29 protein-coding genes are annotated in these 26,718 nt (G+C 68.8%); 20 read left to right on the forward strand and 9 right to left on the reverse strand.

Annotated elements, in window-relative coordinates:
• The first annotated feature begins 101 nt into the window (after positions 1-101).
• From E3O39_RS14085 to E3O39_RS14165, 17 genes are all read left to right on the forward strand, one after another.
• A complete protein-coding gene (locus E3O39_RS14085) occupies positions 102-1,010 on the forward strand; it encodes a flagellar motor switch protein FliM (protein ID WP_241985086.1) in 909 nt (302 codons plus the stop codon).
• Positions 1,007-1,705 (forward strand): flagellar motor switch protein FliN, encoded by a 699-nt coding sequence (gene fliN / locus E3O39_RS14090; protein ID WP_134448964.1) that lies wholly within the window; start codon positions 1,007-1,009, stop codon positions 1,703-1,705. Before E3O39_RS14085 ends, fliN begins: the two co-directional genes overlap by 4 nt.
• The gene (fliO, locus tag E3O39_RS14095) at positions 1,706-2,269 is read left to right on the forward strand and encodes a flagellar biosynthetic protein FliO (protein ID WP_134448965.1); all 564 of its coding nucleotides are present in this window, start codon (positions 1,706-1,708) and stop codon (positions 2,267-2,269) included. It abuts the gene before it with no gap.
• A gap of 98 nt (positions 2,270-2,367) precedes the next feature.
• A complete protein-coding gene (gene fliP / locus E3O39_RS14100) occupies positions 2,368-3,168 on the forward strand; it encodes a flagellar type III secretion system pore protein FliP (protein WP_134449006.1) in 801 nt (266 codons plus the stop codon).
• A complete protein-coding gene (gene fliQ / locus E3O39_RS14105) occupies positions 3,168-3,443 on the forward strand; it encodes a flagellar biosynthesis protein FliQ (RefSeq protein ID WP_134448966.1) in 276 nt (91 codons plus the stop codon). Before fliP ends, fliQ begins: the two co-directional genes overlap by 1 nt.
• Positions 3,443-4,201, forward strand: a complete 759-nt coding sequence (locus tag E3O39_RS14110; RefSeq protein ID WP_134448967.1) for a flagellar biosynthetic protein FliR — start codon at positions 3,443-3,445, stop codon at positions 4,199-4,201. The genes fliQ and E3O39_RS14110 overlap by 1 nt, the downstream gene beginning before the upstream one ends.
• Entirely contained in the window at positions 4,202-5,425 is a 1,224-nt protein-coding gene (locus E3O39_RS14115; RefSeq protein WP_134448968.1) for a flagellar biosynthesis protein FlhB, read from the forward strand.
• On the forward strand, positions 5,422-7,473 hold the full coding sequence (locus E3O39_RS14120) for a flagellar biosynthesis protein FlhA (protein ID WP_134448969.1): 2,052 nt from the start codon (positions 5,422-5,424) through the stop codon (positions 7,471-7,473). Before E3O39_RS14115 ends, E3O39_RS14120 begins: the two co-directional genes overlap by 4 nt.
• A complete protein-coding gene (locus E3O39_RS14125) occupies positions 7,448-8,611 on the forward strand; it encodes a hypothetical protein (RefSeq protein ID WP_134448970.1) in 1,164 nt (387 codons plus the stop codon). The genes E3O39_RS14120 and E3O39_RS14125 overlap by 26 nt, the downstream gene beginning before the upstream one ends.
• Entirely contained in the window at positions 8,611-8,967 is a 357-nt protein-coding gene (csrA, locus tag E3O39_RS14130; RefSeq protein WP_134448971.1) for a carbon storage regulator CsrA, read from the forward strand. Before E3O39_RS14125 ends, csrA begins: the two co-directional genes overlap by 1 nt.
• A 228-nt stretch (positions 8,968-9,195) precedes the next feature.
• Entirely contained in the window at positions 9,196-9,999 is an 804-nt protein-coding gene (locus E3O39_RS14135; RefSeq protein ID WP_134448972.1) for a sorbitol-6-phosphate dehydrogenase subunit, read from the forward strand.
• 24 nt (positions 10,000-10,023) lie between these two features.
• Positions 10,024-11,964: a PRD domain-containing protein gene (locus E3O39_RS14140; RefSeq protein ID WP_134448973.1), complete on the forward strand. Its 1,941-nt coding sequence runs from the start codon at positions 10,024-10,026 to the stop codon at positions 11,962-11,964.
• Positions 11,961-12,413 (forward strand): transcriptional regulator GutM, encoded by a 453-nt coding sequence (locus E3O39_RS14145; RefSeq protein WP_134448974.1) that lies wholly within the window; start codon positions 11,961-11,963, stop codon positions 12,411-12,413. Before E3O39_RS14140 ends, E3O39_RS14145 begins: the two co-directional genes overlap by 4 nt.
• 3 nt (positions 12,414-12,416) lie before the next feature.
• Positions 12,417-12,995, forward strand: a complete 579-nt coding sequence (locus E3O39_RS14150; RefSeq protein ID WP_134448975.1) for a PTS glucitol/sorbitol transporter subunit IIC — start codon at positions 12,417-12,419, stop codon at positions 12,993-12,995.
• Between the two features lie 32 nt (positions 12,996-13,027).
• Positions 13,028-14,014, forward strand: a complete 987-nt coding sequence (locus tag E3O39_RS14155) for a PTS glucitol/sorbitol transporter subunit IIB (RefSeq protein WP_277612964.1) — start codon at positions 13,028-13,030, stop codon at positions 14,012-14,014.
• Between the two features lie 84 nt (positions 14,015-14,098).
• Positions 14,099-14,461 (forward strand): PTS glucitol/sorbitol transporter subunit IIA, encoded by a 363-nt coding sequence (locus E3O39_RS14160; protein ID WP_134448977.1) that lies wholly within the window; start codon positions 14,099-14,101, stop codon positions 14,459-14,461.
• A gap of 12 nt (positions 14,462-14,473) precedes the next feature.
• Positions 14,474-14,734: an HPr family phosphocarrier protein gene (locus E3O39_RS14165; RefSeq protein WP_134448978.1), complete on the forward strand. Its 261-nt coding sequence runs from the start codon at positions 14,474-14,476 to the stop codon at positions 14,732-14,734.
• A 132-nt stretch (positions 14,735-14,866) separates the two neighbouring features.
• Here E3O39_RS14165 and E3O39_RS14170 read toward each other — a convergent pair whose 3' ends face one another.
• From E3O39_RS14170 to E3O39_RS14190, 5 genes are all read right to left on the reverse strand, one after another.
• A complete protein-coding gene (locus E3O39_RS14170; RefSeq protein WP_198413443.1) occupies positions 14,867-15,949 on the reverse strand; it encodes a glycosidase in 1,083 nt (360 codons plus the stop codon).
• Positions 15,950-16,035: 86 nt separating this feature from the next.
• The gene (locus tag E3O39_RS14175) at positions 16,036-16,869 is read right to left on the reverse strand and encodes a carbohydrate ABC transporter permease (protein WP_134449008.1); all 834 of its coding nucleotides are present in this window, start codon (positions 16,867-16,869) and stop codon (positions 16,036-16,038) included.
• Between the two features lie 71 nt (positions 16,870-16,940).
• A complete protein-coding gene (locus E3O39_RS14180) occupies positions 16,941-17,852 on the reverse strand; it encodes a carbohydrate ABC transporter permease (protein WP_241975471.1) in 912 nt (303 codons plus the stop codon).
• A 48-nt stretch (positions 17,853-17,900) separates the two neighbouring features.
• Positions 17,901-19,205, reverse strand: a complete 1,305-nt coding sequence (locus E3O39_RS14185) for an extracellular solute-binding protein (RefSeq protein WP_134448979.1) — start codon at positions 19,203-19,205, stop codon at positions 17,901-17,903.
• A 164-nt stretch (positions 19,206-19,369) separates the two neighbouring features.
• Complete coding sequence (locus E3O39_RS14190; RefSeq protein ID WP_134448980.1) at positions 19,370-20,395, reverse strand: LacI family DNA-binding transcriptional regulator; 1,026 nt, start codon at positions 20,393-20,395, stop codon at positions 19,370-19,372.
• Positions 20,396-20,609: 214 nt separating this feature from the next.
• Between E3O39_RS14190 and E3O39_RS14195 the strand changes: the two genes are divergently transcribed.
• From E3O39_RS14195 to E3O39_RS14205, 3 genes are all read left to right on the forward strand, one after another.
• Complete coding sequence (locus E3O39_RS14195) at positions 20,610-21,446, forward strand: cytochrome c oxidase assembly protein (RefSeq protein ID WP_241985087.1); 837 nt, start codon at positions 20,610-20,612, stop codon at positions 21,444-21,446.
• A 71-nt stretch (positions 21,447-21,517) separates the two neighbouring features.
• Positions 21,518-22,984: a lipase maturation factor family protein gene (locus tag E3O39_RS14200; RefSeq protein ID WP_134448981.1), complete on the forward strand. Its 1,467-nt coding sequence runs from the start codon at positions 21,518-21,520 to the stop codon at positions 22,982-22,984.
• Complete coding sequence (locus E3O39_RS14205; protein ID WP_134448982.1) at positions 22,977-24,419, forward strand: NAD(P)/FAD-dependent oxidoreductase; 1,443 nt, start codon at positions 22,977-22,979, stop codon at positions 24,417-24,419. Before E3O39_RS14200 ends, E3O39_RS14205 begins: the two co-directional genes overlap by 8 nt.
• Positions 24,420-24,454: 35 nt before the next feature.
• Here E3O39_RS14205 and E3O39_RS14210 read toward each other — a convergent pair whose 3' ends face one another.
• The 4 genes from E3O39_RS14210 to E3O39_RS14225 all read right to left on the reverse strand — a co-directional run.
• Positions 24,455-24,862 carry an RNA-binding S4 domain-containing protein gene (locus E3O39_RS14210; RefSeq protein WP_134448983.1) on the reverse strand — a complete coding sequence of 136 codons (408 nt, stop codon included), beginning with the start codon at positions 24,860-24,862 and terminating at the stop codon, positions 24,455-24,457.
• 70 nt (positions 24,863-24,932) lie between these two features.
• The gene (locus E3O39_RS14215) at positions 24,933-25,826 is read right to left on the reverse strand and encodes a prenyltransferase (RefSeq protein WP_134448984.1); all 894 of its coding nucleotides are present in this window, start codon (positions 25,824-25,826) and stop codon (positions 24,933-24,935) included.
• Complete coding sequence (locus E3O39_RS19760) at positions 25,823-26,299, reverse strand: lycopene cyclase domain-containing protein (protein WP_134448985.1); 477 nt, start codon at positions 26,297-26,299, stop codon at positions 25,823-25,825. The genes E3O39_RS14215 and E3O39_RS19760 overlap by 4 nt, the downstream gene beginning before the upstream one ends.
• On the reverse strand, positions 26,296-26,718 hold a 423-nt coding region (locus tag E3O39_RS14225; protein ID WP_370294907.1), incomplete at its 5' end, for a lycopene cyclase domain-containing protein. The genes E3O39_RS14225 and E3O39_RS19760, both read right to left, overlap by 4 nt.

A 26,718-nucleotide genomic window follows, 5' to 3' on the forward strand; every position in this document is an offset into this window, starting at 1 on the left:
CAGGCATCCCGCGGTCGCCCCGCGGGCAGCCCGCCCGGGATTTCGAACGAATTCCCTGCGGACTGCTTACCGCTCGGATTCACCGGCCGATAGTTGCAGTCGTGACGGTCCAGGAACACAAGAGCATTGGCGTGCCCGCAGCGCCCGAGCGCACGGTCGAGGTGTACGACTTCCGACGTCCGACGACCCTCGCGCGCGAGCACTCGCGTGTCCTCGAGCTCGCCTTCGAGACCTTCGCGCGCCAGTGGGGCACCCAGCTGACCGCGAAGGTTCGCGTGATGTCCCAGGTCACCTGCGAGCACGTCCTGATGCGCAGCTACGACGAATACGCGAGCTCGCTGCCGTCGTCGACCGCGATGGTGCTCTGCCCGGTAGGCAGCCTCGCGGCCAAGGCCGTCATCCAGTTCCCGACCGCGGCGGCCCTGTCCTGGGTGAGCCACATGCTCGGTGGCAGCGAGGTCCCTCCACTTCCCGAGCGCACCTTCACCCAGATCGAACTCGCCCTCGTGCGTCGCCTGATGGAGGACGCCCTCGAGGACCTGCGCTACTCCCTCGGGACGCTCCTCGTCCTGCCGATCTCGTTCGGCGGCATCCAGTACAACTCGCAGTTCGCCCAGGCCGCGGCGACGAGCGATCTCGTCATCGTCGCGACGTTCTCGATGCGGGTCGGCGAGACGACTTCGACCGCCACCCTCGCGTTGCCCGCCGAGACCCTGCTTCCCCAACTCGGGGAGTCGATCCCGGTCATCACCGCCGAGGAACAACAGGAGAAGCTGAACGCCCAGCTCGCCTGGGTGCCCGTCGACCTGTCCCTGCAGCTCAGCCCGATCCGGGTGCTTCCGAGCGTCATCCTCGGCCTCGCCGTCGGTGACCTGCTGCCTGTCCCGCACTCCAGGCACCGCCCGCTCGACCTCGTCGTCGACGGGCACACCCTGGCCAGGGCCGCCGTCGGATCCAACGGCTCCCGCCTGGCCTGCATCGTCACCGACACCGAGGAACTGTCCCCATGAGCCCTGCCACGACCGCCATCCGCAATCTCGTCGAGGCCCTGCTCACGGTCCTGCCAACGCCCACCCGCCTGGAGGCGACCCCGTGCGCCGGCGAATCCCTCGCCGGCCGGCTCGGCGCCGGCGTCGTCGCCTCCTTCGTCGGCGTCACGAGCGCCGACCTCGCGATCGTCCTCACCGACCCGCACTCCCTCGACGCCGCAGCGGGCAATGGCGCCTTCTCGAGCCTCGACGTGCTCCGCCCCGCCCTCGACAGCGCCGCAACGGTCCTCGGCATCGGCGTACTCGGCGCGTCCCGCCTCGAAGACGTCACGTCCCTGTTCGCGGATGCCGACACGAGCGTCTTCGAGCTCGCGAGCGAGGGCGTCGTGAGCGCCTGGTTTGCGATCCGCCTCCGCGAGAACGGCGCCATCTCCGGGATCCCGCGCACCGGAAACCGGTCCGTCGTCGGAAAGCTCGGCCGGATCAACAGCGTCGAAATGGCCCTGACCGTCGAGATCGGCCGCACCCGGATGTCCGTGCGCGACGTGCTCGCCCTCGAACCCGGCGCCGTGATCGAGCTCGACCGCTCCGCGGGAGCCCCCGCAGACATCCTGCTGAATGGCCGCCTGATCGCCCACGGCGAGATCGTCGTCGTCGACCAGGACTACGCCGTGCGGATCACCCAGATCCTCGATGTCGCCGAGAGCCTGAGTTAGGTGGACACCCTCCTCGTCGCCCTCCGCGTCGCGCTGTCCCTCGCCGTCGTCGTCGGCCTCCTCTGGGTCCTGCAGCGCCGCATGCAGAAGGGCACCCGCCGTGGCCCCAAGGCCAGCCTCGTGTCGGTCGTGGGCCGGCAGGGCCTCGGCCAGAAGGCATCCGTCGTCGTCGTCGACGTGGAAGGCCGCAGGTTTGTGCTCGGAGTCACGGAACAGTCGGTCACCGTGCTGCACGACGCGCTGAGCCCGGCGGAGAGCTTCGCCACCACGCTGCACGCGGCGGACACGGACACGGACACGGACACGAGACGCTCCGCGGGGATCGCCGCGACGACCGCAACGGGCGCGTATGAGGCGGCCGCGAGCGTTGCGGCCGAGGACGAGGCGCTCCCCGCGCCGCTCACCTTCCGTCCCCGCCACGACCGGGGCACCCGCACCGCGGAGTCAGCCCTGCGCGCCGAGTCCGGACCGGGCTCGAGCTCCCGGCCGAACCGCCTGGCCGGATCGATCCTCTCGCCGGCGACGTGGCAGCAGACTGCCGCGGCACTCCGGCAGGGACGGTGAACACCCGCGCCCTGCGCCCCGGCCTGCCCGGGCTCCGTGCCCCGCGCTCCGATGCACTCCGCCGCGCTGACCGGGTGCGCTTCACCAGGCTCCTCGTGATGGCGGCGCTCGTGCTCGTCATCGTCCTCGCCGTCGTGCTGCTCACCACGAGCGCAGGCCACGCCGCGACGATCGCCCCGGTCGCCCCCGTCGACCCGGTGGCGCCGAGTACCCCGACGCCCGCGGCAGGCACCGGCCTGAGCGTCGACATCAACGGCCCGGACGGTTCACCGTCCTCGGCGATCGTGACCCTGATCGGCATCACCCTGCTTTCGGTCGCCCCGGCGCTCCTGCTCATGATGACGAGCTTCACCAAGATCTTCGTGGTGCTCGCGATGACCAGGAACGCCCTCGCGCTCCCGTCGATCCCGCCGAACCAGGTGCTCGCGGGCCTCGCCCTGTTCCTGTCGCTGTTCATCATGGCGCCCGTGCTCACCGACATCAACAACCACGCCCTGCAGCCCTACCTGAACGGCACGCTCTCCTTCGACGACGCGGTCACGATCGGCTCTGCTCCACTGCGCACCTTCATGCTCGCGCACACCCGCGAGGAAGACCTCGCCCTGATGACCAGGGCCGCGGACCAGGCCAACCCGGTCAGCCGCGACGCGGTGTCCCTGCTCACCCTGATCCCGGCGTTCATGATCTCCGAGCTGCGGGCAGCCTTCATCATCGGCTTCGTCATCTTCATCCCGTTCCTCGTCATCGACATCGTCGTCTCCGCCGCCCTGATGTCGATGGGCATGATGATGCTGCCGCCGGTGATGATCTCGCTCCCGTTCAAGATCCTGCTGTTCGTGCTCGTCGACGGCTGGGGACTGATCATCACGACCCTCATCACCAGTTACCGGGGTGGCTGATGGACACCAACGCCATCCTCGACATCGGCATGCAGGCGATCATCGTCGCGGGCAAACTCTCCGCGCCGATCCTGATCACCGCCCTCGTCGTCGGTTTCGCCATCTCCCTGCTGCAGTCGATCACGCAGATCCAGGAGGTGACGCTCTCCTTCGTACCCAAGGCGATCGCCGTCTGCCTCGCCCTGCTCATCTGCGGGCACTGGATGATCTCCGAGATCGTCTCATTCACGACCGCGCTCTTCGACAAGATCCCGACCCTCATCGGCGGCGGCTGATGAACATCACCCTCGACTTCACCTGGATCGAGGCCGTCATGCTCGCCGGGGTGCGCCTCATCGCCTTCCTCGTGATCGCCCCGCCGTTCTCCTACAACGCGTTCCCGCTCCGGATCAAGGGCATGCTCTCTCTCGGGCTCGCCCTCGCCGTTTCGCCCGTCGTCACCCCCGGCTACGTGTCCCCGGACACCGGCGGCTTCATCCTCGCGCTCCTGCTCGAAATCGTCGTCGGCGGCATGCTCGGCTTCCTCGTGCTGATCGTGTTCTCCGCCGTGCAGTCGGCCGGCAACCTGATCGACCAGTTCGGCGGATTCCAGCTCGCCCAGGGCTTCGACCCGCAGGCGATGGTCAACGGCGCCATGTTCACCCGGCTCTACCAGATGACCGCCATCGCGCTCCTCTTCGCGTCCGGCGGCTACCAGCTCATCATCGGCGGCCTGACCCGGAGCTTCACGGCCATCCCGATCGGCGGGGGCATGGACCTCGCCGCCCCGGTCCAGGCCGCAACGAACGCCGTCGGCCAGCTGCTGCTCTCCGCCGTGCAGATCGCAGGACCGCTCATCGTCGTGCTCTTCCTCGCGGATGCCGGCCTCGGCCTGCTCACCCGGGTCGCGCCCGCGCTCAACGCCTTCGCCCTCGGCTTCCCGCTCAAGATCCTGATCACCCTCACCCTCGGCGCGAGCGCCTTCGTCGCGCTTCCGCGCATCGTGTCCGCCCTCACCGACACCGCCGTCACGACCATGCTCGGGGTGAAGTAGATGTCGGACTCCGGCGAAAAGACCGAGCAGGCCACCGATAAGCGGATGAAGGAGGTCCGCGCCAAGGGCCAGCTCTCCAAGTCGCAGGACCTCACCGCGTGGATCGGCATCGGCTCCGCCGCCGCCCTCGCCCCCGTCACGATCAGCCTCGGGTCCCAGGCCGGCGCCAGCCAGCTCGACGGACTGCACGCGATCGTCGCGAATCCGAGCCCCGAACTCGCCGAGCAGCTGATGGGCGACGCGTTCTCCTCGCTCGCCGGCACCCTGACCCCGATGCTCGCGACCGTGTTCGCCGTCGTGCTCATCGGTGCCGCAGCCCAGGGCGGCGTGCACCTCAAGAAACTCGAGGGCAAGTACGACCAGTTCAATCTCGTCACCGGGCTCGGCCGCACCTTCGGCGGCCAGGCTGTCTGGCAGGGTGTCAAGGCACTGTTGAAGACCGCGGCGGTCGGCGTCGTGCTGACCCTGGTGATCCAGGGGCTCGCCCCGATCCTGATGACCGCGGGCGGACTCCCGGTCGCCGCACTGATCGACGCGGCAGGGGGAGGCGCAGCATCGCTCGTGCAGGCGGCCGTCGTCTCCGGCCTCGTGCTCGCCGCCGCCGACGTCTTCGTGGTGATGCGCCGCAACCGGAAACGCACCCGGATGACCAAAAAAGAGGTCACCGACGAGAACAAGAGCTCGGAAGGCGATCCTCGGATCAAGTCGCAACGCCGCTCCCGGCAGCTCGCCATGAGCCGGAACCGGATGATCGCGTCCGTCTCGACCGCCGACGTCGTGCTCGTCAACCCGACCCACTTCGCCGTCGCCCTCCGCTACGAGCCGGGCAAGTCGGCACCGAGGGTCGTCGCGACGGGGGCAGGGGTCATCGCGCTCCGCATCCGCGAGCAGGCGGCGACCGACGGGGTGCCGATCGTGCGCGACATCCCGCTCGCCCGTGCCCTGCACAGCGCCTGCAAGCTCGGCGACGAGATCCCGGTCGAGCTCTACAACGCCGTCGCCCGGGTGCTCGCGTTCGTGCTCGCGCTCAAGACCCGCGGCTCGGCGCGCGGCTCCGGGTACACGACCGGCTACGGCGAGGACGCAGGCGTGCACACTCTCACCCCGGCCGCCCACGCTGCGACGCCCGTGTTCTCCCGGGCGTCCGCTCCCGGTTCATCCTCACGCTCCGCCTCCCACTCCGCCTCCCACTCCGCCGCTCACTCCACCGGAGGTTCCCGATGAAGACCACCCTCGCCAGGCTCGCCGTCCCGATCGGCGTCGTCGGCATCATCCTGCTCCTCGTCGTCCCGGTCCCCGCCGTGCTCCTCGACATGCTCATCATCGTCAACATCCTGCTCGGCCTCGTGGTGCTGCTCACGACCATGTTCGTCAAGAAGCCGCTCGACTTCTCGGTCTTCCCGTCCCTCCTCCTCGTTGCGACGCTGTTCCGGCTCGGCCTCAACGTCGCATCCACCCGCCTGGTGCTCGGCGACGGCTACGCGGGCCAGGTGATCGCCTCGTTCGGACAGGTCGCCGTCGGCGGGTCGATCATCATCGGCGCCGTCATCTTCCTGATCCTCGTCGTGATCCAGTTCGTCGTCGTCACCAAGGGCGCCGAGCGGGTCGCAGAGGTCGGCGCCCGGTTCACCCTCGACGCCATGCCCGGCAAGCAGATGGCGATCGACGCCGACCTCAACGCCGGCCTGATCACCGACACCCAGGCCAGGGAACGCCGGGCGGAAGTCTCAGCGGAGGCCGACTTCTACGGCGCGATGGACGGCGCGTCGAAGTTCGTCAAGGGTGACGCGATCGCCGGGATCATCATCATCATCATCAACCTCGTCGGCGGCATCGGCATCGGGATGATCCAGCGCGGCATGTCGATCACCGACGCGATGAGCACGTACTCGCTCCTGACCATCGGCGACGGGCTCGTCACCCAGATCCCGGCCCTGCTGATGGCCGTGTCCACCGGCATGATCGTGACCAGGTCCAACGCCGAGTCCGACATCGGGGCGACCGCGTCCGCGCAGCTCACCCAGTCCCGCAACGCGCTCATGATCGCCGGCGGCGCGGCCCTGCTGATGGCGCTCATCCCCGGGATGCCGATCCTCCCGTTCGTCGTCGCCGGGGCGAGCCTGCTGCTCGTCTCCCAGCGGATCAAGGCGAGCGAAGCCCGCGAGCAGGCCAGGCAGGCGGCCGCCGTCGTGGCCGAACGGGCGCCGGTGCGCTCGGATACCCCTGAGGACCTGATCGAGTCGATGCGGGTGCACGCCCTCGAGATCCTGCTCGCCTCCGACCTCGTCGACCTCGTCTCGGGAGCCCAGGACGACCTTCTCGCCCGGGTGCGCGCCCTGCGCCGCAAGATCGCGATCGACCTCGGCGTCGTCGTTCCGCCGGTCCGCACCCGCGACAGCGTCGAACTGCCCTCTGCGACCTACGTCATCCGCATCGCCGGCGTCGAGGCCGGCCGCGGGCTCGCGCCGTCCGGCAAGGTGCTCGCCCTCGGCGACAACCTCGAGGGCCTGCCGGGCACCGCGACCGTCGAGCCGGTCTTCGGCCTCGCCGGCAAGTGGGTGCCGAGCGAGATGCGGCACAGCGCGGAGATGGCCGGAGCGACCGTCATCGACCGGGTGTCCGTGCTCGTGACCCACCTGTCCTCGATTGTCACCGGGAACGCGGCGCGTCTCCTCACCCGGGAGGACGTGCGGGTGCTGACCGACGGCGTCAAGCAGGTCAACCCGGCCGCCGTCGACGACCTGATCCCCGGTATGCTGTCGCTCGCCGAGGTGCAACGGGTGCTCCAGGGCCTCCTGATGGAGCAGATCCCGATCAACGACCTCTCCCGGATCTACGAGGCGCTCTCGCTCCGGGCGAAGGCATCGACAGACCCGGAGGGCCTGATCGAAGCCGCGAGGCAGGGCCTCGGCCCGGCTCTCGCCGCCCAGTATCTCGACGAAGGCCTGCTCCGCGTGATCATGATCGAGCCAGGCCTCGAGCAGTCCCTGCTCGAGGGCATGCGCGCCTCGGAGCAGGGCACCCAGATCATGCTCGAACCCGCAAGGATCGACGCGATCCTGGGCTCGCTCAAGGCCTCGCTCGCCACCGTGGAGGCGAGCGGGCTGACCGCCGTGCTCGTCTGCGCCCCTGCCCTCCGTCCGGCGATCCACCGGCTCGTCTCCGCGCAGACCGGCGGGCTCCCGGTGCTGTCCTACCTCGAGGTCACCTCCGCGAACGTCGCCATCGAGACCGTGGGGGTGGTCCGTGGAACCGAAACGATTTCAGCTTGACGGTCCGACGCTTCCGGAACTGAAGGCACGCATCCTCGCCGAACACGGTGCGGATGCCCGCATCGTCTCGGCCGAACGGGTCACGGTCGGCGGCATCCGCGGCTTCTTCGCCCGGCGCCACTACGAGGTCACGGTCGAGGTGCCCGAGCGGCGCCGCCGGGCCGCGCACGCCCAGCCGGTGCGGATGGTGCCGCTCGAGCGCGACGATCAGGGCGGCGGTGACGGTGACGGAATCGGTGACGCCCATCCCGGACGCGCCGCGCGGCTCGGGATCCTCGCCCTGCTCGAGGACGCCGACGGGGCCGACGATGCGGGAACCCTCGCTAGGCCGCGAACCTCGGTCCAGACCCCGCTGCTCTCGACCGGGTCCGCCGGCTTCGCCCAGCTGATGGACGAACTCACCTTCACGGTGGCCGAGCCCGTTCCTGAGCGGGTGTCCGGGGTGCTTCCCCTGCGCGAGCCGGAGCCGTCCGGTTCCGTGACCGGTGCCGTGACCGGCGCCGGCGCACCGCGTGACGCGGGGACACGCCAACGGCCGGCGACCCTTTCGGTCCTGGCCGGGCATCCGTTGCCAGGACGGGCGGGCACGGCCGCCGTGCCGCGACCCTTCACCCATCCCGGAGACCTCGTCGTGCTCGTCGGCGCGCCCGCGGAGACCCTGCGTGTCGCCGGGATGATGGCCGCCATGGACGGGGCCGCCGAGGTGCTCGTGGCCGGCTCCGTGGTGTCGGAGGGGGCCCGTCGCGTCGACGACCGGCGCTCTGCCCTCGCGGCGCGCGCCGGGGGAGTCGCCCGCGGGCGCACGTGTTTCCTCGCCTTCGGCATCGGCGAGACGCCGGGGGACCGCGAGTACCTCGGCGGTGACCTGCTCATGGTCGGCGCGGACCAGACCTGGGTCGTGGTGGATGCCGGCCGGAAGCCCTCTGACACGGCCGAGTGGGTCGGGCTGGTCGCGGCGATCATTCCGATCGACGCGGTCGCCGTGGTCGGGTCGACGACGACATCCTCCCCGGAAACCGTCGACGACCTCGGGATTCCGGTCGGCTGGGTCGACGGCGCCCCGGCAGCATCCGCGACGCTCGGACCGCCAGCAGCCCGCCTCCCTGACACGCCCGATGCCCGCGCTAGGCTGGCATGATGCTGGTTCTCACGCGCAAGCCGGGGGAGAAAATCCTCATCGGCGATGACATCGTCATCACCGTCCTCGATGTGCGCGGCGACAGCATCCGCATCGGTGTCGACGCCCCGCGCGGTGTCAAGATCCAGCGCGACGAGGTGCTCCGAGCGGTCATCGAGGCGAACCTGTCCGCGAGCCGGAGCGGGAGCCTCTCCGACGAGGACGCCGAGGCAGCGGAGGCACACCTCAAGGCGGCCCTCGGCCTGTTGCGCCCGCCCGCTGGAGCGACGCCGACACCGACCCCGACGCAGACGCAGACGCTGATGCCGACGCCGACCGCGTCACCCCTCCCGCACCCGCCGCTGCCGACCCCGTAGCCACGGCATCCGCGCCTGAGTCACGGGACAAGCCCGCTCGTCGTGACGGCGAGCGTGAGTGTTCCGCGACTGGGCGCCGCGCACCGGAACCTATCGCGACGCCCCGATGACCGGCGGGCGGCGGCTTTCCTCCTGCCGGAAAAAGGCCGTATTAATTTGTGGCACAGGCCGCCATAGTGTTCAACCCACGAACGCAGCACCGCAGATACGCGATCAAGGGAGACACACATGCCGAACACCTGGCTCGGACTCGAAGGAAGAGTCGTCATCGTCACGGGCGGCGCCTCCGGAATCGGCAGGGACATCAGCGCGGAACTCGTCCGGGTGGGCGCGCAGGTCGCCGTGAGCGACCTCAGCGTCACGACCGGAATCGACCCCGCGACCGGAATCCTGAACGTCGCGTGCGACGTGACGAACGCGGCGAGCGTCAGCGACATGGTCGCAACGGTCGTCGCTGAATTCGGCCACCTCGACGCGCTCGTCAACAACGCGGGCATCAACATGCCCCGGATGCTGGTCGACGGCAAGCAGGAACGCCCGGAGTACGAGCTCAACGAACACGACTTCGACCTGATGTTCGGCGTCAACGTCAAAGGCGCCTACCTCGCGACCCAGGCCGCGACCAAGGCCCTGCTGAGGAACGGCGGAGGTACGATCGTGAACATCACCTCCGAGGCAGGGATGGAGGGATCGACCGGCCAGAGCTGCTACTCGGCCACCAAGAGCGCACTCAACGGCTTCACCAGGTCGTGGGCGAAAGAACTGGGTGCGCAGAACATCCGGGTCGTGGGCGTCGCCCCCGGCATCAACGAACCGACCGGGCTGACGTCGCCGGCCTACAACGAGGCACTCGCCTATACGCGCGGCGTCAAACCCGAACAACTCACGACCGACTACTCGAAGGTCATCCCGCTGGGACGACCCGGGAAACTCAGCGATATCGCCAATCTCGTTGTCTACCTGGTCTCTGACCGGGCCTCCTACATCACCGGCACCACCGTCAACATCAGCGGAGGAAAGTCCAGGGGCTGAATTCCCCCTGGACGGAAGGTCAACGTGGACAACCGTCGCACACTCAGCAGGCCGGCGCACATCATCCGGTATTTGGAAACCCGCCTCTCGGCGTCGAACGATTCTCTCGCCCGCCGTTTCGGCGTCGGCGCGAAGACGATCATGAACGACATCAGAGACCTCAACCGCACCCTCACCGGCACGGCGGCGATCGAACTGGACAGCGGCCGGTATCGCCTCTTCATCATCGACAGGGACGGGTTCTCCCGCATCCGCGAGGAGCTTTTCGAGCGGATCGATTCGTTCAACCTGCCGTCCAACCGGCACGGCTACATCTTCCGCCGGCTCGTCCAGCAGACCGGTCCGCTCCTCATCGACGACCTCGTCGAAGAGATGAGTATCGGGAGGAGCACGGTCACCGGAGATCTCGGCAGGCTCAAGGCACACCTGGCGCCGTACGCGCTGCGGATCACCGGGATCCCCAACGTCGGGATCGAGCTGGTCGGCGACGAACTGCAGGTGAGGCTCTTCGTGCTCGAGAACATGTTCGAAGCCGTCTACGCCGACTACCCCCTCGATGACGAGTTCGTCGAGATCATCGAGGATGCCGCGGCGGACTACCATCTGGACGGCGCGACGACCGAATCGCTCACGCGCTGGTTCACCGTGATGATCGACCGCGTGCTCACCGAGCACGGGCTGACCGCACTGCCCGGACGATACCTGGCACTCACGGCCACGCCGGCGTTCACCCTCGCCGACGGGGTCGTCAACGCCGTCGGCCGGAGGATCCAGATGTCCATACCGTCCGGCGAATCGATCTTCCTCGCACTCCCGATCGCCGGCATGCGCACCCCCACGGACGCGCGCGCCCTCGAACAGTTTCCCTCCGGCACCGAGAACGAGGTGCTCGTCCAGAAGATCCTGGACCGGATCGACGCCGAGATGGACCTCCACGTGCCGGCGAACGCGCTCCTGAAGGAGTTCGTGCACCACATCACCTTCATGCAGAACCGGATGAAATACCAGGTGTACGTGAAAGACGTCGCCCTCGGCGACATCGAGCGCGAGTACCCGGTCGCATTCCTGATGGCCAGGATCGCCCGGCGGGTCATCGAACAGGAGACCAGCCTGAGAGTCGTCGACGACGAACTCGGATTCATCGCCTCCTACTTCCAGGTCTTCCTCGAAGAACAGCAGGTCCACCGGGAGCCGCGTTACCGCGTCGCCATCGTCACGACCTCCGGCATCGTCCCGGCCCGGCTGATCCAGGTCCAGCTCCAGAAGGTCATGTCCGGGAAGACCGAGTATCAGATCCTGGCACTCGACGCGGCCGTCCCTGCCGTCCTCGACGGCTTCGACCTCGTCGTGACCACGGCCTGGTCGGAACTCGTGACGAGCACCCCCATCATCGAACTCAGCGAATTCTTCGACAACCGGGAAATCCTCGGCAGGCTCACCCGGCTCCGCTACGACAAGGACGTCGACGTTTCCCTCGCCGCCGGTGCCGACAGCATCCTGGTCTCCCTCCTCGACCGCACCCGCTTCTTCCGCCTCCCACCGGAGCAGAGCTATCGGGAGAACACTGCGTTCATGGTCGGTCGGCTCCTCGCCGAGGGCGTCGTGGACGCGGGATTCCAGGACCGACTCGACGAGCGCGAGGCGCAATCGACGATGCTGCTCGACGACTACGTGGGGTTTCCGCACCTGGGGAACGCGCTCGGTAACCGGGTCGTCTTTGCGATGGGCGTCGTTCCCCGCGCGAGCGGTGAGCCGGGGGAGCGGGTCATCTTCCTGCTGGCCCTGCCGGCCAAGACCGACTACGACGACACCCTGCTCGTCAGGATCTATGACGAGGTCATCCGCCTCGCCGGCGATCACGCCGAACTCGACCTGATCTCGCAGCTCGCGAGCTACGAAGAGTTCTTCTTCCACATGGCGAGAACGCCATCCCTGAGTCACAAACCGGACGGAGAGCCGCGATGAATTTCTGGCCGATCCTGGTGGCGCTTGCCGCCGCCTACGTACTGCAGATGGCGTTCGCCTGGGTACAGATGAAGAGCTTCACCTCCGCGTACGGCGAGCTGCGGCGCAAGGGAAAGGTCGCGATCGGCATCAAGAAGGGGGCATTCTCCTCCGGTGCCATCGTGATGCATTGTGTCGACGACGCCGGCGACATCCTGGACAGCCGGAGAATCTCCGGCGTCACCGTCTTCTCGAAGTTTCGGGACCTCCCGGGCTTCGAGGGCAAGAACATTCGGTCGACCTCCGCGAACGACTGCCGGCACCTGCCGAAGAGCGTTCGCAAGGCCACCGAAAACGCACGTGAGAACTACATCACGATCATGGCAGGGGGGACAGTCGCGGAACCGGAAAGCCCGTTGGGGCACCTGGCGACCCGCGTCACATCCCTCTTCACGAAAAGAAAGGAGTGAGCTGTGGATATTCTTGGATTCCTCGTGCAGGGCGCACAGCTTTTCATCGGGCTGTTCCAAACCGGCGCGGACACGTTCATCAGCTGGATGCAGACGATCGTTCCGGTGGTGCTGCTACTGCTCATCGCAATGAACTCGCTGATCCGTTTGATCGGAGAGGACCGGGTCAACCGGTTTGCCAGCAAGGCAGGCGGCAACCCGCTGATGCGGTACATGGTGCTTCCCTTCGTCGGGTCGTTCCTTCTGGCGAACCCGATGGTGCACTCGCTCGGTCGCTTCATGCCCGAGCGCTACAAGCCCAGCTATTTCGCGAGTGCCGCCTTCTTCTGCCACACCAGCAACGGCATCTTCCCGCACATCAACCCCGGTGAACTGTTCATCTGGCTCGGCGTCGCGGCGGGCGTGCAGAAGCTCGGCCTGGACGCCGGACCGCTCGCGATCCGCTACCTGCTCGTCGGCCTCGTGCTCAATTTCCTGAGCGGCTGGGTCACCGACCTCACCACGACGATCGTGATGAAGCAGCAGGGCGTCACCCTCAGTAAAACGGTCCGCATGCAAGACGCCGCCATGGCGATGGGTTAGGAAGCAGGATCATGGTTCAGTATCACGGAGTTGTGATTAGCAAGGGCAGCGGCGGTTTCGGCGGCCCGCTCACGATCACCCCCACCGACACCAGGAACAAACTCGTCTACATCACGGGCGGCGGGGCCAAGCCGGACATCGTCGACAAGATCGCGGAACTCACCGGGGCCATCCCCGTCAACGGTTTCAAGACCTCGGTGCCGGACGATGAGACCTGCGCGGTCGTCATCGACTGCGGCGGGACGCTGCGCTGCGGGATCTACCCGAAGAAGCAGATTCCCACGATCAACATCATGCCGACCGGACGCTCCGGCCCCCTGATGCAGTACATCAAGGAAGACATCTACGTCTCTGCGGTCGGCCTGGCGCAGGTGCGAAGCCTCTCGGCGACAAACGAAGCCGCGCCACCAGTGGGCGCTGAGCCCGCGGCGCGCACCTATACGTACTCGACGGACAAGAAGATCTCGGAAACCCTCGCCCAGCGACCGAACCAGTCGTTCGTGCAGAAGATCGGCCTCGGCGCGGGCAAGGTGGTCAACACTTTCTACCAGGCCGCACGCGACTCGGTGCAGACCATGATCAACACGATCATTCCCTTCATGGCCTTCGTCGCGATGCTGATCGGGATCATCCAGGGCTCAGGATTCGGAAACTGGTTCTCCGGCTTCCTCGCTCCCCTCGCCGGCAGCGGCCTGGGCCTGATCCTGCTCGGCTTCATCTGCTCGCTGCCGTTCCTGTCGCCGTTGCTCGGACCCGGCGGGGTCATCGGGCAGGTCATCGGCACCCTGATCGGCGTCGAGATCGGCAAGGGCAACATTTCCCCGAGCCTCGCCCTCCCCGCGCTCTTCGCCATCAACACCCAGAACGCCTGCGACTTCATCCCGGTCGGCCTCGGACTGGCCGAAGCGGAACCCGAAACCGTGGAGGTCGGCGTCCCGTCCGTGTTGTACTCCCGCTTCTTCACGGGGGCTCCGCGGGTCGCCCTGGCCTGGCTGGCCAGCATCGGACTCTACGTCTAGGAATCATCGCAGCGGGGTCCCGCACCGGCGGGGCCCCGCCGGCTCACGAAACAGCATCCGTTCGCACAACCGAAAGAAGTCGTCATGCCAGTCATCTACCACACCGTCGTCGGGGAAATCGGTGATGCCGTGGACTCCTTCCTCGACGAGGGAATGTTCATCCTGTTCGGGCAGGGCGCGCCGGACGCGCTCAAGGACTACTGCTACATCGTCGACGTCACAGCGTCGACGGGCGCCATCGTCGCCGGCCAGTCGCTCCGCCTCGACGACGCGTCCTACCTGATCACCGCCGTCGGGGAGGTCGCCAGGCAGAACCTCGACGGGCTCGGCCACATCACGGTCGTCTTCAACGGGGCGACGAACGCGAAAATGCACGGGTCGGTCTACGTGGAGACGGCCACGCCGCCGAAGCTGAGCGTCGGCAGCGTCATCACCATCGAGGACTAGGACCAGACGGTCATGAGGACAGAGAGGGCGACGGTGTGCATCCCGCAGGGGATCCACGCGGCGATCGCACACCGGTTGCACCGGGAGGCAGGCCGATTCCAGAGCAGCCTCTTCCTGAAGCACGGCGCCCGGACGGCGAGCCTCGGCAGCATCATCGCGATTCTCGCACTCGGCGTCGAGCGGGGTGCAGAGATCGAGATCCTCGCCGACGGAAGCGATGAGTCCGCGGCCCTGGTCGCCATCGTCGGACTCCTGGACGAGCTCGCGACCTGAGCGGCCGGGCAGGTCCATCGGGAGCCCGGTTCGCGGCATCCGGCCCTGAACCACGGAAAAAGCACCTTCGTCGAGTCGACGAAGGTGCTCTTTCCGCAACTGGGCGGATGTTCCGAACGGGGGGTTCCGGAACTATCCGTCAGTCGGGTCCAGGGTGGTGCGGTCCAGGCGGGCGACGCCGATCTTCGAGTCGGCCATGCCGTAGAAGACGTAGGTCTGGCCCTCGATCTCCTCGATCGCGGTCGGGAAGACCACGTTCGGCACGATGCCGCTGAGCTCGTCGGGCGTCTCGGCCTTCAGGAGCGGTTCGGTCGTGCGCTGCAGGATGATCGTCGGGTCGTCCGCGTCGAGGATCATGGCCCCCGCCGCGTAGTTCACCTTCTGCTGCTGCGAGAACGCGCCGTCGATCACGCCCGTGACGCCGTGGTGCAGGAGCAGCCAGCCCTCCGGCACCCGCAGCGGGGCGGGTCCGCCGCCGATCTTGAGTTCTTCGAACGCGAACTCCGGCCCGGCGAGGAATCGGTGGCCGCTCCAGAACGCGAGCTTCGTCACGTCGGCGAGCACATCCGCGACCGGCACGTAGCTGATCCAGATGCTCTGCCTGGTGTCGGTGACCCCGGCGGGCACCCGGATGCCTTCACCCGGCTTGACCTCGCCGAGGTCCCACATCGGCCGGTGCAGCACCGCGAAGGACTCCACGCCGTTCGGACCAGTGACGGGCTCCGGGAAGAAGACGGTGTCCTTGTTGTGGAACAGGTTCAGGTCCATGTCCAGTGCTTCGTCGAAGGCGAAGAGCACCGGGCCGAGCCTGCGCCAGCTGCGGAGGTCGGCGGAGACCGCGAGGGCCGTGCGCGGGCCGAGCGGGCCGTATGCGACATAGGTCATCACGTGCAGGCCGAGCCGCGGGACGAAGGTGACGCGCGGGTCTTCGACGCCGGCGTTGTGGGCGCCGCGTTCCCAGCCCTGGTCGGGCTCGAGGACGACGCCCTCGCGCTCGACGCCCGTCGGCACGCCGTCGGTGATGATCACGCGGGCGAGTCCGACCCTGGAGACGTTCCCGGTCGCGACGAGGCGGGGAAGCAGGTACAGGGTGCCGTCTGGCGTGTGCCCGGAGCCGGGGTTGAGCACGCCCTCCGCCTCGAGGGCGTTGCCCGGTTCCGGCGTCATGACGACGCCCATCCGGGTGAGGCGGTAGGGGAATGCCGCGCCGGGCATCCGTTTCGGGGCGGAGGCGTGCGGCACGTTCGCCGGGGAGGGGGCGGACGAAGGGACGGGGGATGCTGCAGTGGATTCGCGCATGACTAGCCTTTCACGCCTGAACCGATGTCGGTCGAGACGAAGTGTCGTTGGAAGAGGATGAAGAGGATGACGGCGGGTCCGGCCAGCACGCAGGCGCCGGCGAGGACCGCTCCGAAGGGGTTCGCCGCGGAGGCCGCGACGGTGCTGATGTAGTTGGCGAGGGCGACAGCGAGCGGCTGCATTGAGGCCTGCTTGGTGACCAGGAACGGCCAGAGGAATTCGTTCCACGGGCCGATGAAGGTCAGCAGCACGACGGTGAGCAGGGCGGGGCGCACCAGCGGGAGGGCGATCCGCCAGAGCAGCACGACCTCGCCGGCACCGTCGATCCTGGCCGCGTCGAAGAGCTCGCGGGGGACCTGCAGGAAGTACTGCCGGAAGATGATCACGGCCGTCGAGTTGATCGCGAACGGCAGGATCATGCCGAGGTAGTTGTCGGCAAGGCCGTAGTCCCTCGCGATCATCACGTAGAGCGGGATCATCAGCAGCTGGAACGGAACGACCTGCACGAGCAGAACGAGCGCGAAGGTGATCCCGCGGCCGCGCCACTGCAGCTGGGCGAGCGCGTAGCCGACGAGGACCCCGAAGACGAGGGTGCCGACGATCACACCGCCGGTGAAGATGCCGGAGTTGAGCAGGGTCTGCATCAGGTTGACGCGGCTGTTGATGTCCGCGTAGTTCTCGAGGGTGAGGTTGGCCGGGTTCGGGAATGCTCCCGCGATGGAGGTGTCCGGCGACTTCTGGAGTGAGCCGACGATCATGTAGTAGAACGGGAACAGGAACGCCACGGCTCCGATGGTGAGCACGACGCCGCGGAGGATGTTCTGCCCGCGGCTCATGCCGCTGGTCGTGCGCCTTCCCGGTGCGCGCGTGCTGATTGTGCCCGTACCCGGGCCTGGTGTGCGCTTGCTCATGATTCGTCACCTCCGGCGATCTTGCGCTGGATGAAGGCGATGATGAGCACGCCGATCACCAGGATGATGCCGATCGCGGACGCGGTGTCGGGGTTGCCCTGCTCGATACCCTTCTGGTACATCAGCAGCACGGGAGAGGTCGATGCACCGTTCGGGCCGCCGCCGCCGGTGAGGAGGTACGGCTCGGTGAAGAGGTTCGCTCCCGTCACGGTGGAGAGCAGCAGCACGAGCACCGTCGCCGGGCGCACGCCGGGGATCGTGACGGAGAAGAACTTACGGATCGCACCGGCACCGTCTGTCGAGGCGGCCTCGTAGAGCTCCGTCGACACGCTCTGCAGCGCGGCGAGGTACAGCAGAATGTAGAAGCCGAGCTGCTTCCAGGTCACGAACAGGGCGATCGTGGGCATGGCCCAGGTCGGGCTGATCAGCCAGGACGGGTCGGGGGCGAGCGGGCCGAGGATCTGGTTGACGAGGCCGCCGCCGCTGAAGAGGAAGAGCCATACACCGACGACCGCGACGCTCGCGGTGACGTAGGGCACGTAGTACGCGACCCGCAGGAAGGTGCGGCCGCGCACGGCCTTGTTGAGTGCCGTCGCGAGGACGAGCGAGAGCACGACGGTCAGCGGCACGTTGATCAGCAGGAAGATGCCGACGTTCCCGAAGGAGCGGATCACGGCCGGGTCGGAGAGCACCTCCTGGAAGTTGTCGAGGCCCACGAACGGCCGGTCGACCTGGGCGCCGGGGGCGGCGAAGAAGTAGTCGTGGAAGGCCATGTACACCGCGAAGACGAGCGGGTACGCGAAGACGGCGATCACGAAGACGAGGTAGGGGGCGCTGAGCAGGAGCCCGATCGGGTTCCGGCCCAGCCACGGGCGGCGCCGGGTGGCCCGCCCGCCGGGAGCCCGGATGGGGCTCCCGGCGGACGAGGTCCGCGATTCGGTGACGGTCACGAGGTGCTACTTGCTCGAGACCAGGGTGTTGATCTTGTCTGCCGCGCCGCCCAGGGTGGAGGCGATGTCGCCCTGCCCGAAGATGACCGACTTGGAGTAGGCGTCCCGGAACGTCTGCCACACCTCGACCGAGTTCGACACGTTCGGAACCTCGACGGTGCGCGCGGCCTGGTCGCCGAATGCGACGTAGGCCGGGTTCGCGGCGAAGTAGTCCGGGTACGTGGTGGTCAGGTCGGAGCGGATCGGCATCTGGCCGGTCAGGCTGAGGAGCTGGCCGTCCTGCGCCTCGCTCGTCGAGAACTTCAGCACGTCCCAGGCGGTGCCCTGGTTCTTGCACGCGGTGTACATGCCGACGTTCTTGGCGTCGCTGAAGGTGTAGGTCTTGTCAGCGGATGTCCCGGCGCTCGTCGGCACCGGAACGGCGCCCCAGTTCACCTTGTCCTTGTACACCGGAACAGCCCACGGTCCCACGATCGACATCGCGGCCTTGCCGTCGGCGAACGAGTCGCCCTGGTAGAGCTCTTTGTTCGCGAGTCCCTCGGTGTACATGGTCTTCCAGAAGTCGGCGACCTTGGCGCCCTCGTCGCCGGTGAACGTGGCCTTGCCGTCTTCGACGAGCTGCTTGCCCCCGGTCTCGGCGGCGTACAGCGGGTAGAAGTCGAACCAGCTCTGGTAGAACTCACTCGTCGGGGACGGGTAGATCGCGTTCGCCGCGGCCCCACTGGAGACCAGGGCGCGGGAGGCGGTCAGGAACTCGTCATAGGTGGCGAGCTTCGGGTTCTCCGGGTCGAGCCCGGCCTTGGCGAACATGTCCTTGTTGTAGAAGATCATCACAGGGTTGGACTTCCACGGCATCTGGTAGAACTTGCCGTCTGTCGACTCGTACTGGGTCGCGGTATCGCCCGAGCGGGCCTTGATGTAGGAGTCACCGTCGGAGAAGCTGCTCAGGTCGACGAGGCCGCCCTGCTTCTGGAACTGGGGAACTGCGACCGGGGCAGTGTTGTACACGAGGCATGGTGCGTTTCCCGCCGTGATGGCGGCGCCGATCACTTCCTCGCTGCTCTTGCCGGCCGGGATCTCCTGCGCGGTGACGGTTTCGTTCGGGTGGTCGGCGTTCCAGGCGGTCACCATCTGCTTGCCCCAGGCGATCTCGGTCGCGTTGTTCGAGTACCAGATCGTGATGGGGCCGTGGGCTGTGGTCGCCGCTCCCGCCGCGCCGCCGCCCGATGAGCAGGCGCCGAGGGCGAGGATGACGGCGGCCGATGCCGCGGTCGCGGCGAGGACTCGCCGGGTTCGTGCTGTGCTGTGCATGGTTTCTCCATTCAGTCCCCGCGGCAGCTCTGCCTCGGGTGTGTTTCGGGTGGTGCGGCACGCGGGGAAGGGCGTGCGGGAGGACCGCAGCCGACGCGGGGTCGGTGCGGTGGCGAAAGGTTCGGTGGCGGATCGGAGGTGAGGAGTGGGGGACAGTGCGGCAGCTAGGGCCGCAGCGGGGTACCGGCGGAGCCGCGGATGACGAGACGGCCTGCCGGAAGATCGACGTCGGGTGCCGTGCCGAGCGCCATGAGGTCGAGCAGGGTCCGGCCGGCGGCCCGGCCCCAGTCGCTCGGGGCGGTGCGCACCGTGGTGAGCGCCGGGTAGACGTACCGGGTGAAGTCGATGTCGTCGAAGCCCGTGATCGAGACGTCGTCCGGTACGCGCAGGCCGAGTTCGTGGGCGACGCCGAGGCCGGCGATGGCCATCGGGTCGTTGGCGAAAACGATCGCCGTGGGCGGCGAGTCCTGGGTCAGGAGCCTGCGGGCGGCATCCGCCCCCGCTGCGACGGAGAAGTCGGTCTCGATGGACTGGCCGGCCGGGAGACCGGCCTCCCTGAGGGCCGTGTCGAAGGCGGCCCGGCGGCGGCTGCCGTGCAGGAGCGCCGGGCTGCCGGCGACGTGGGCGATGCGCCGGTGGCCGAGGGAGACGAGGTAGCGCACGGTTTCGGCGACGCCAGGGGTGTCGTCGACCGAGATGCACGGGAAGGGGCTCTCGGTGTCCGGCCGGCCGATGGTGACGGCGGGAAGGCCGAGTTCCTGCAGCAGCGGGATGCGGGGGTCGTTGTGCCGGAGGTCGCTCAGGAAGACCCCGTCGACGCGGCCGTCGGAGACGAGCGACCGGTAGGTGCGCATTTCGGTCTTCTCGTCGGGCACGACGCTCAGCACGAGGGCGAGGCCCTGCGGGGCGAGGACGGTCTCGACGCCGGCGATGAACGACGGGAAGAACGGGTCGGAGCCGAGGACCTCCGGGTCGCGGGCGATCACGAGGCCGAGCGCGAAGGAACGCCGGGTGGACAGCGACCTGGCTCGCAGGGAGGGGGTCCAGCCGAGTCGTTCGGCGATCTCGAGGATACGGACGCGGCTCTCGGCGGAGACACCGGGCCGGTCGTTGAGGGCGAAGGAGACGAGGCCTTTGCTGACGCCGGCCTCGCGGGCCACATCAGCAATGGTTACCTTGGGCTCACTCATCGCGCCTCCTCATCGATAGCACCTGCTCGAGTCTTCTGAACCGGTTTAGGCAAACCTATACCGGTTTAGTCCCCCACGTCAACCACTCGCGGAGCACATTCCTGCGGGGGAGACGCATAATGGGACGGGCGCCGGACTTCCCGGCACGCATCAGCCAGAACGGCCGCTCACGCCTTCCTTCCTCGACTTCCTCGGCACCGCCCGGTTCGATCCGGTGGCGGGTTCGGGCATCCTTGTCGCCGCCGCGCTGTATCTCCTGGGTATCCGTGCCGCCGGCCGCAGGGGGACCGCCTGGCCGCTCCTCCCGACCCTCGGCTTCTTCCTGCTCGGGCTCGGGTCCTGGGCGTGGGTGTCGTTCGGGTTCCTCGGAGCCTGGAGCCCCGACCTGCGCTGGGCGTTCACGACCCGGATCGCCCTCCTGCTCTTCGTGGTCCCGGCGCTGCTGAGCCTCGGCCGCCCCGTCGAGCTGGCGCGGGCCGCGCTCCAGGGCCGGGCACTGCGCGGGTTCAACGCCGTGCTCGGGTCCTGGTTCGTGCGTCTCGTCGGCAACGCCGTCTTCGCCCCGCTCTTCGCGATCGCCGCCTTCCTGGTCTTCCTGACCCCCCTCGCCTACGTGCTGCGGAGCAATCCCGCAGCGGAGGCGAGCCTGACGCTGCTCGTGCCGCTGGTCGGACTGCTGATGGTGCTGCCGATCACCGACCACGCCCTCGTCCGCACGAGCCTTTTCATCACGGCGGAGTTCATGCTCGCCTTCGTCGAACTCGTGATGGATGCCATCCCCGGCATCCTGCTGCGCCTCAACGAGACGGTGCTCGACGGGGCCCCTGCCCTGGTCGGGTCGTTCCCGGCCTGGTTCCCCTCGCCGCTCTGGGACCAGCACCTGTCCGGCGACTTCCTCTGGTTCATCGCGGAGGTCGCGGACATCCCGGTGCTGATCATCCTGTTCCTGCGCTGGAACCGCACCGACCGGCACGAGGCGAAGCAACTCGACGAGCTCTCCGACGAGCAGATGGCCGCCCTCACCGCCGAGCACCTGCGCCGCGCACCGTGACCCTGCCCTCCCTGACCCTGCCCTTCCTGACCCTGCCCTGCCGGGCCAGGCGGGGCTAGGGTGACTGCACGATGGATCTCCTCGGTGCCTTCTTCGAGGCCGGCGACTACTCGATAGCGCGGCAGGTCCTGCAGCGCGGAGTAGCCGCGATCTTCCTCGTGGCGTTCCTGTCCACCGCCAACCAGTTCCCGGCGCTGCTCGGGGATCACGGCCTGCTGCCGGTGCGCGACTGGGTGTCCCGCGTGCGGTTTCGCGACGCGCCGAGCCTCTTCCACTGGCGTTACTCCGACCGGATGCTGCGGGTGCTGGCCTGGGGCGGCGTCCTGCTAGCCGCAACCCTCGTCGCCGGCCTGCCGCAACTCGGCCCGCCCTGGCTTCCGATGCTCGCCTTCCTGCTGCTCTGGGCCGGGTACCTGTCGATCGTCAACGTGGGGCAGACCTTCTACTCCTTCGGCTGGGAGAGCCTGCTGCTCGAGGCCGGGTTCGTCGTCGCCTTCCTCGGGTCGAACGAGGTGGCCCCGCCGCTCACGATCATTCTCTTCGTGCGCTGGCTGGTCTTCCGGCTGGAATTCGGCGCCGGAATGATCAAGATGCGCGGCGGCCCGGAATGGCGGGACCTGACCGCGATGTTCTACCATCACGAGACGCAGCCGATGCCGAATCCCGTGAGCACCTTCGTGCACCGGCTGCCTGCCTGGTTCCACCGCGGCGAGGTGCTCGGCAATCATGTCGCGCAACTCGTGGTGCCGTTCTTCCTCTTCGCACCCCAGCCCATCGCATCCGTCGCCGCCGCCGTGCTCGCCCTGACCCAGCTGTGGCTCGTGGTCACCGGAAACTTCGCCTGGCTGAACTGGATCACGATCGTGCTCGTCTTCGCCGCGGTCGACGACCGCGCATTCCGGACGGTCTTCCCGTTCCTCCCCGGCGCCGCGGGCGAGCCCTCGACAGCCCTCCCCGGCGCCCCGCCGTGGTTCGTCGTGCTCGTGCTCGCAGTCACCCTCCTGCTCGTGGTGCTGAGCTTCTGGCCGGCCCGCAACCTGGTCGCGCGCAGGCAGCTGATGAACGCGAGCTTCAACCGGTATCACCTCGTGAACGCCTACGGGGCATTCGGCACCGTGACGAAGGAGCGCTATGAGATCGTCGTCGAGGGCAGTTCCGCCGAAGACCCCGGCGATGAGACGGCCTGGCGCGCCTACGAATTCCACGGCAAACCGGGGGACCCCGCCCGCCTGCCCCGCCAGTTCGCCCCGTATCACCTGCGGCTCGACTGGCTGATGTGGTTCCTCGCCCTCGGCGTGCGCGACACCCGGTGGTTCGAGATGTTCCTGGTGCGCTTGCTCGAGGGCGACCGGCCGACCCTGCGGATGCTGCGGGTCAACCCGTTCCCCGACGCTCCGCCCCGCTACGTGCGCGCGCGGCTGTTCCGCTATCGGTTTGCGACGCGCGCCGAGCGGAGCGCCACCCGGGACTGGTGGGTGCGCACGCCTGCTGGTATCTACGTGCGCCCGGTCGCGCTCCCGGGTGGTCCCCGTGCCTGACGTGAACGTGGTCGGGGCCGGGCCGAACGGTCTCGCCGCCGCGGTCGTCTGCGCGCGGGCCGGCTTGTCCGTGACCGTCAGTGAGCGCGCCGGAACGGCAGGCGGCGGACTCCGCACGAGCGAGCTCACCCTGCCCGGCTTCCGGCATGACCTCGGCTCCGCGGTGCACCCCGCAGCGCTCGCCTCCCCGTTCTTCCGCGCCTTCGGGCTCAGCGAGCGGGTGCCGTTCGTGATCCCCGAGGTGTCCTATGCGCATCCGCTCGATGCGCACCGCACCGCCATCGCCTACCGCGACCTCGACCGCACCGCCGCGGAGCTCGGCCGCGACGGCCCGGCCTGGACCCGGCTGCTCAGGCCCCTCGTCGACCGGATCGACGGCCTCGTCTCCTTCACCGGCCACCAACTGCTGCGCTGGCCGGATGACCCGCGCGCCGCCCTCGACTACGGCCTCCGCGTGCTCGCCCTCGGCACCCCCGCCGGGCGGATGCTGTTCCACGGCCCGGCCGCGCCGGCCCTCCTCTCCGGCGTGGCCGCACACGCTCCCGGCCGCCAGCCCGCACTCGCGCAGGCGGGGGCCGGGCTGCTCCTCGCGGCGGAGGCGCACGCCGACGGCTGGGGCTACCCCGTCGGCGGAGCGCAGGCGATCGCCGACGCTCTCGTCGCCGACCTGCTCGCCCACGGCGGCACGCTGCGGCTGAACACCGAGGTGCGCGGGCCCGGCGACCTCGACCCGGCCAGGGTGACCCTGCTCGACACCTCGACGGTCTTCCTCGACCGTTTCGCGGGCCCGGCGCTTCCCGACGGCTACCGGCGTGCGCTCCGCCGGTACCGCTACGGCACCGGGGTCGCCAAGGTCGACTTCGCGCTGTCCGGCCCGGTGCCCTGGACGAACCCCCGGCTCGCCCTCGCGCCGACCGTGCATCTCGGCGGCAGCCGGGTCGAGGTCGAACGTGCCGAACGGCTGGTGTCCGGGGGACGCTCGCCGCGGCATCCGTTCGTGCTGCTCGCCCAGCCGAGTGTGCTCGACGCGAGGCGGGCGCCGGCAGGGAAGGCCGTGCTCTGGGCGTACACCCACGTTCCGGCCGGCTGGAACGGCGACCCGGCCCTCGCGATCGTGCGCGCGATCGAACGCTACGCGCCCGGATTCCGCGACACGATCCTCGCCGCCGCGAGCCACACGCCCGCAGAGCTCGCCGCAGGGAATCCGAACCTCATCGGCGGCGACATCCTCGGCGGGGCCGTCTCCCTGCGCCAGCTCGTCAAGCGACCGGTGGTGTCCACCCACCCCTGGCGCACGCCTGTTCCCGGGCTCTACCTCTGCTCGGCGTCGACGCCGCCAGGTCCCGCCGTGCACGGCATGAACGGATGCTTCGCCGCCGCGCTCGCCCTGCGCGAGCACTTCGGAATCCACACCCTTCCCGACCTCGCCCCCTGACGGATTCGACGCGGCGAGCGGATGCCGGGGGAGCCTCAGTCGTTCTCCGGCCAGTCCTCGGGGCCCTGCCGCTCCGTGGCGCGCAGCTTGTCGATGTCGCGGCGTTCCCGCTTGGTCGGACGCCCGGCGCCGCGGTCCCGCATGGGCACGAGCGCGACCTCCTCCCGCGGCGGGGGCGGCGGGGTCTTGTCCACGAAGCACTCGGCGGCGACGAGTGCGCCGACGCGCTTGTTCACGATCTTCGAGACCACGAGCACCCGGTCGAAACCGCTCGACCGCACCCGGACCTCGTCGCCGATGTGAACCGGCTGAGCCGACTTCGCCCGTTCGCCGTTCACCTTGACGTGACCGGCCCGGCACGCGGCCGTCGCGAGCGACCGGGTCTTGAACATCCGCACGGCCCACGCCCAGCTGTCCACGCGTGCCGTCGTCAGGGGGTCCATCCCTCGACTCTACGACCAGGCGCGGGCGTGCGGATGCCGGCCTCGCCGCATCCGCGCGTCGGCACCCGCCTCAGAACAGCGAGGACACGATCAACAGCATGGTCACGCAGAACCCGGACACGAAGTTCAGCCAGAGGAAGCGCTTCCAGCCGGCATTGGCGGTCTCGGCGCGCGCGTCGCTCACCGACCGGAACGGCCACGCGGCCACAATGTACGGAACCGCGAGCACGGCGGCGAGAAGGCCGGGCCACCCGGTCGCGAGCATCAGCAGCCCGGCAGCAGCCCAGCAGCCGATCGCGAGCCGCACCGTCCGGCCGGCGCCGAGCGCGGTCGCGATCGAGGCGATCCCGCCCTCCCGGTCGGGCACGACGTCCTGCACGGCCCCGAAGGCGTGGCTGGCCATACCCCAGAGGAAGAACGCGGCGAGCAGGGCCACCAGGCCCGGTGTCCACTGCGCCCCGGCGACCGCGAGCCCGTAGACCGCCGGGCTGACGAAGTGCGTGCTCGACGTCACGGAGTCGACGACAGGGCGCTCCTTGAACCGCAGCCCGGGCACCGAGTACGCGGCAACGGCGAAGAGGCTCACCGCGAGCACGACCCACGACACCGGATGCCCGGTGCCGGCCAGCACGAGCATCGCGCCGAGCACGGGCACCGCCGTCACGATCCCGGACACCAGCACCGTGCGGTGCAGGGCAGGGTCGAGCATCGCGCCTTCGACGCCGCCCTTCCGCGGGTTGCGCAGGTCGGACTCGTAGTCGAACACGTCGTTGATGCCGTACATCAGCAGGTTGTACGGGATCAGGAAGAACAGTGTGCCGACCACGAGGAGCGCGTCGACGCGCCCGGTCGTCACGATGTAGGCGGCCGCGAACGGGTAGGCCGTGTTGATCCAGCTCAGGGGCCGCGAGGACAGCAGCACCTGCCGCGTCTTCCAGAGTGTCGTCGTACGGATGCTGCTCATCGGTTCCCCCCGCGCGTGGCCGATCGGCTGCTGGCGCTGTTGTCGTGATCCTGTGCGGGACCGTGATCCCGCCCCTGATCCCTTCCCTGACTGGATTCTCCCACGGTTCCGGTCCCGTCGACCGACCTGTCGACCGACCCGGGGCTGACCGGGGCGGCCCGTCCGCCCGGAGCCCGGCGCCCCGGCAGGAGCGTCCAGAGTGCGGGCAGCAGGAGGGCGGTGGCGAGCGGGTAGGCGAAATCCTCGACCGGGGCCAGGCCGAGGCGGAGGCCAGAGGTGTGGGCGGGGTCATAGGCGACGAGCCCGACGCCGATCATCACGTTGTCGAAGATCGCGCTCAGCACGAGCACAGCGAGCAATGCGCACCCGATCGCCGCGACCCTGCGCCGGGAAGGACGTCGCCGCAGTCCGGCAACGACCGCTGCGAGGGCCGCAGCGACGACGAAGACGAGGTCGAGCAGCAGGTAGGTCACGTGCGCCGCTTTCGACGTGCACCGCGTTCGAGAAGCAGCTCGGCCCCGCGCACGGCGTTCATGGTCAGGTAGCAGAGGAAGGTGAGGAAGAAGAGCTCCTCGAGCGGGAGCTCCGGCGCGAGCTGGATGCCGGTCATCAGGTCCGTCTCGCCCCGGTAGAAGATCCCCGCAGTGATGCCGCCCGCGTCCCAGGCCAGCAGGAAGGCCACGCCGATGGCGAGCACGGCGGCGGCCTTGCGGCCGTCGAGCCAGAAGAACAGCCGGAACCTGCGGTCGAGCAGCACCATGGCGCCGAGCGAGACGAGCAGGCTCAGCAGGTAGGCGACGCTCACGGTGTTCCGGGCGCGTCCGGCCCGCCCGCGGTGCGGACCCCGGTCGCGGCGGCTTCCGCGGCGCCGGCGCCGGCGGTGCCGCCCGCT

Origin of the sequence: Cryobacterium sp. MDB2-A-1, from assembly GCF_004402675.1 — a bacterium.
Classification (GTDB): Bacteria; Actinomycetota; Actinomycetes; order Actinomycetales; family Microbacteriaceae; genus Cryobacterium; species Cryobacterium glucosi.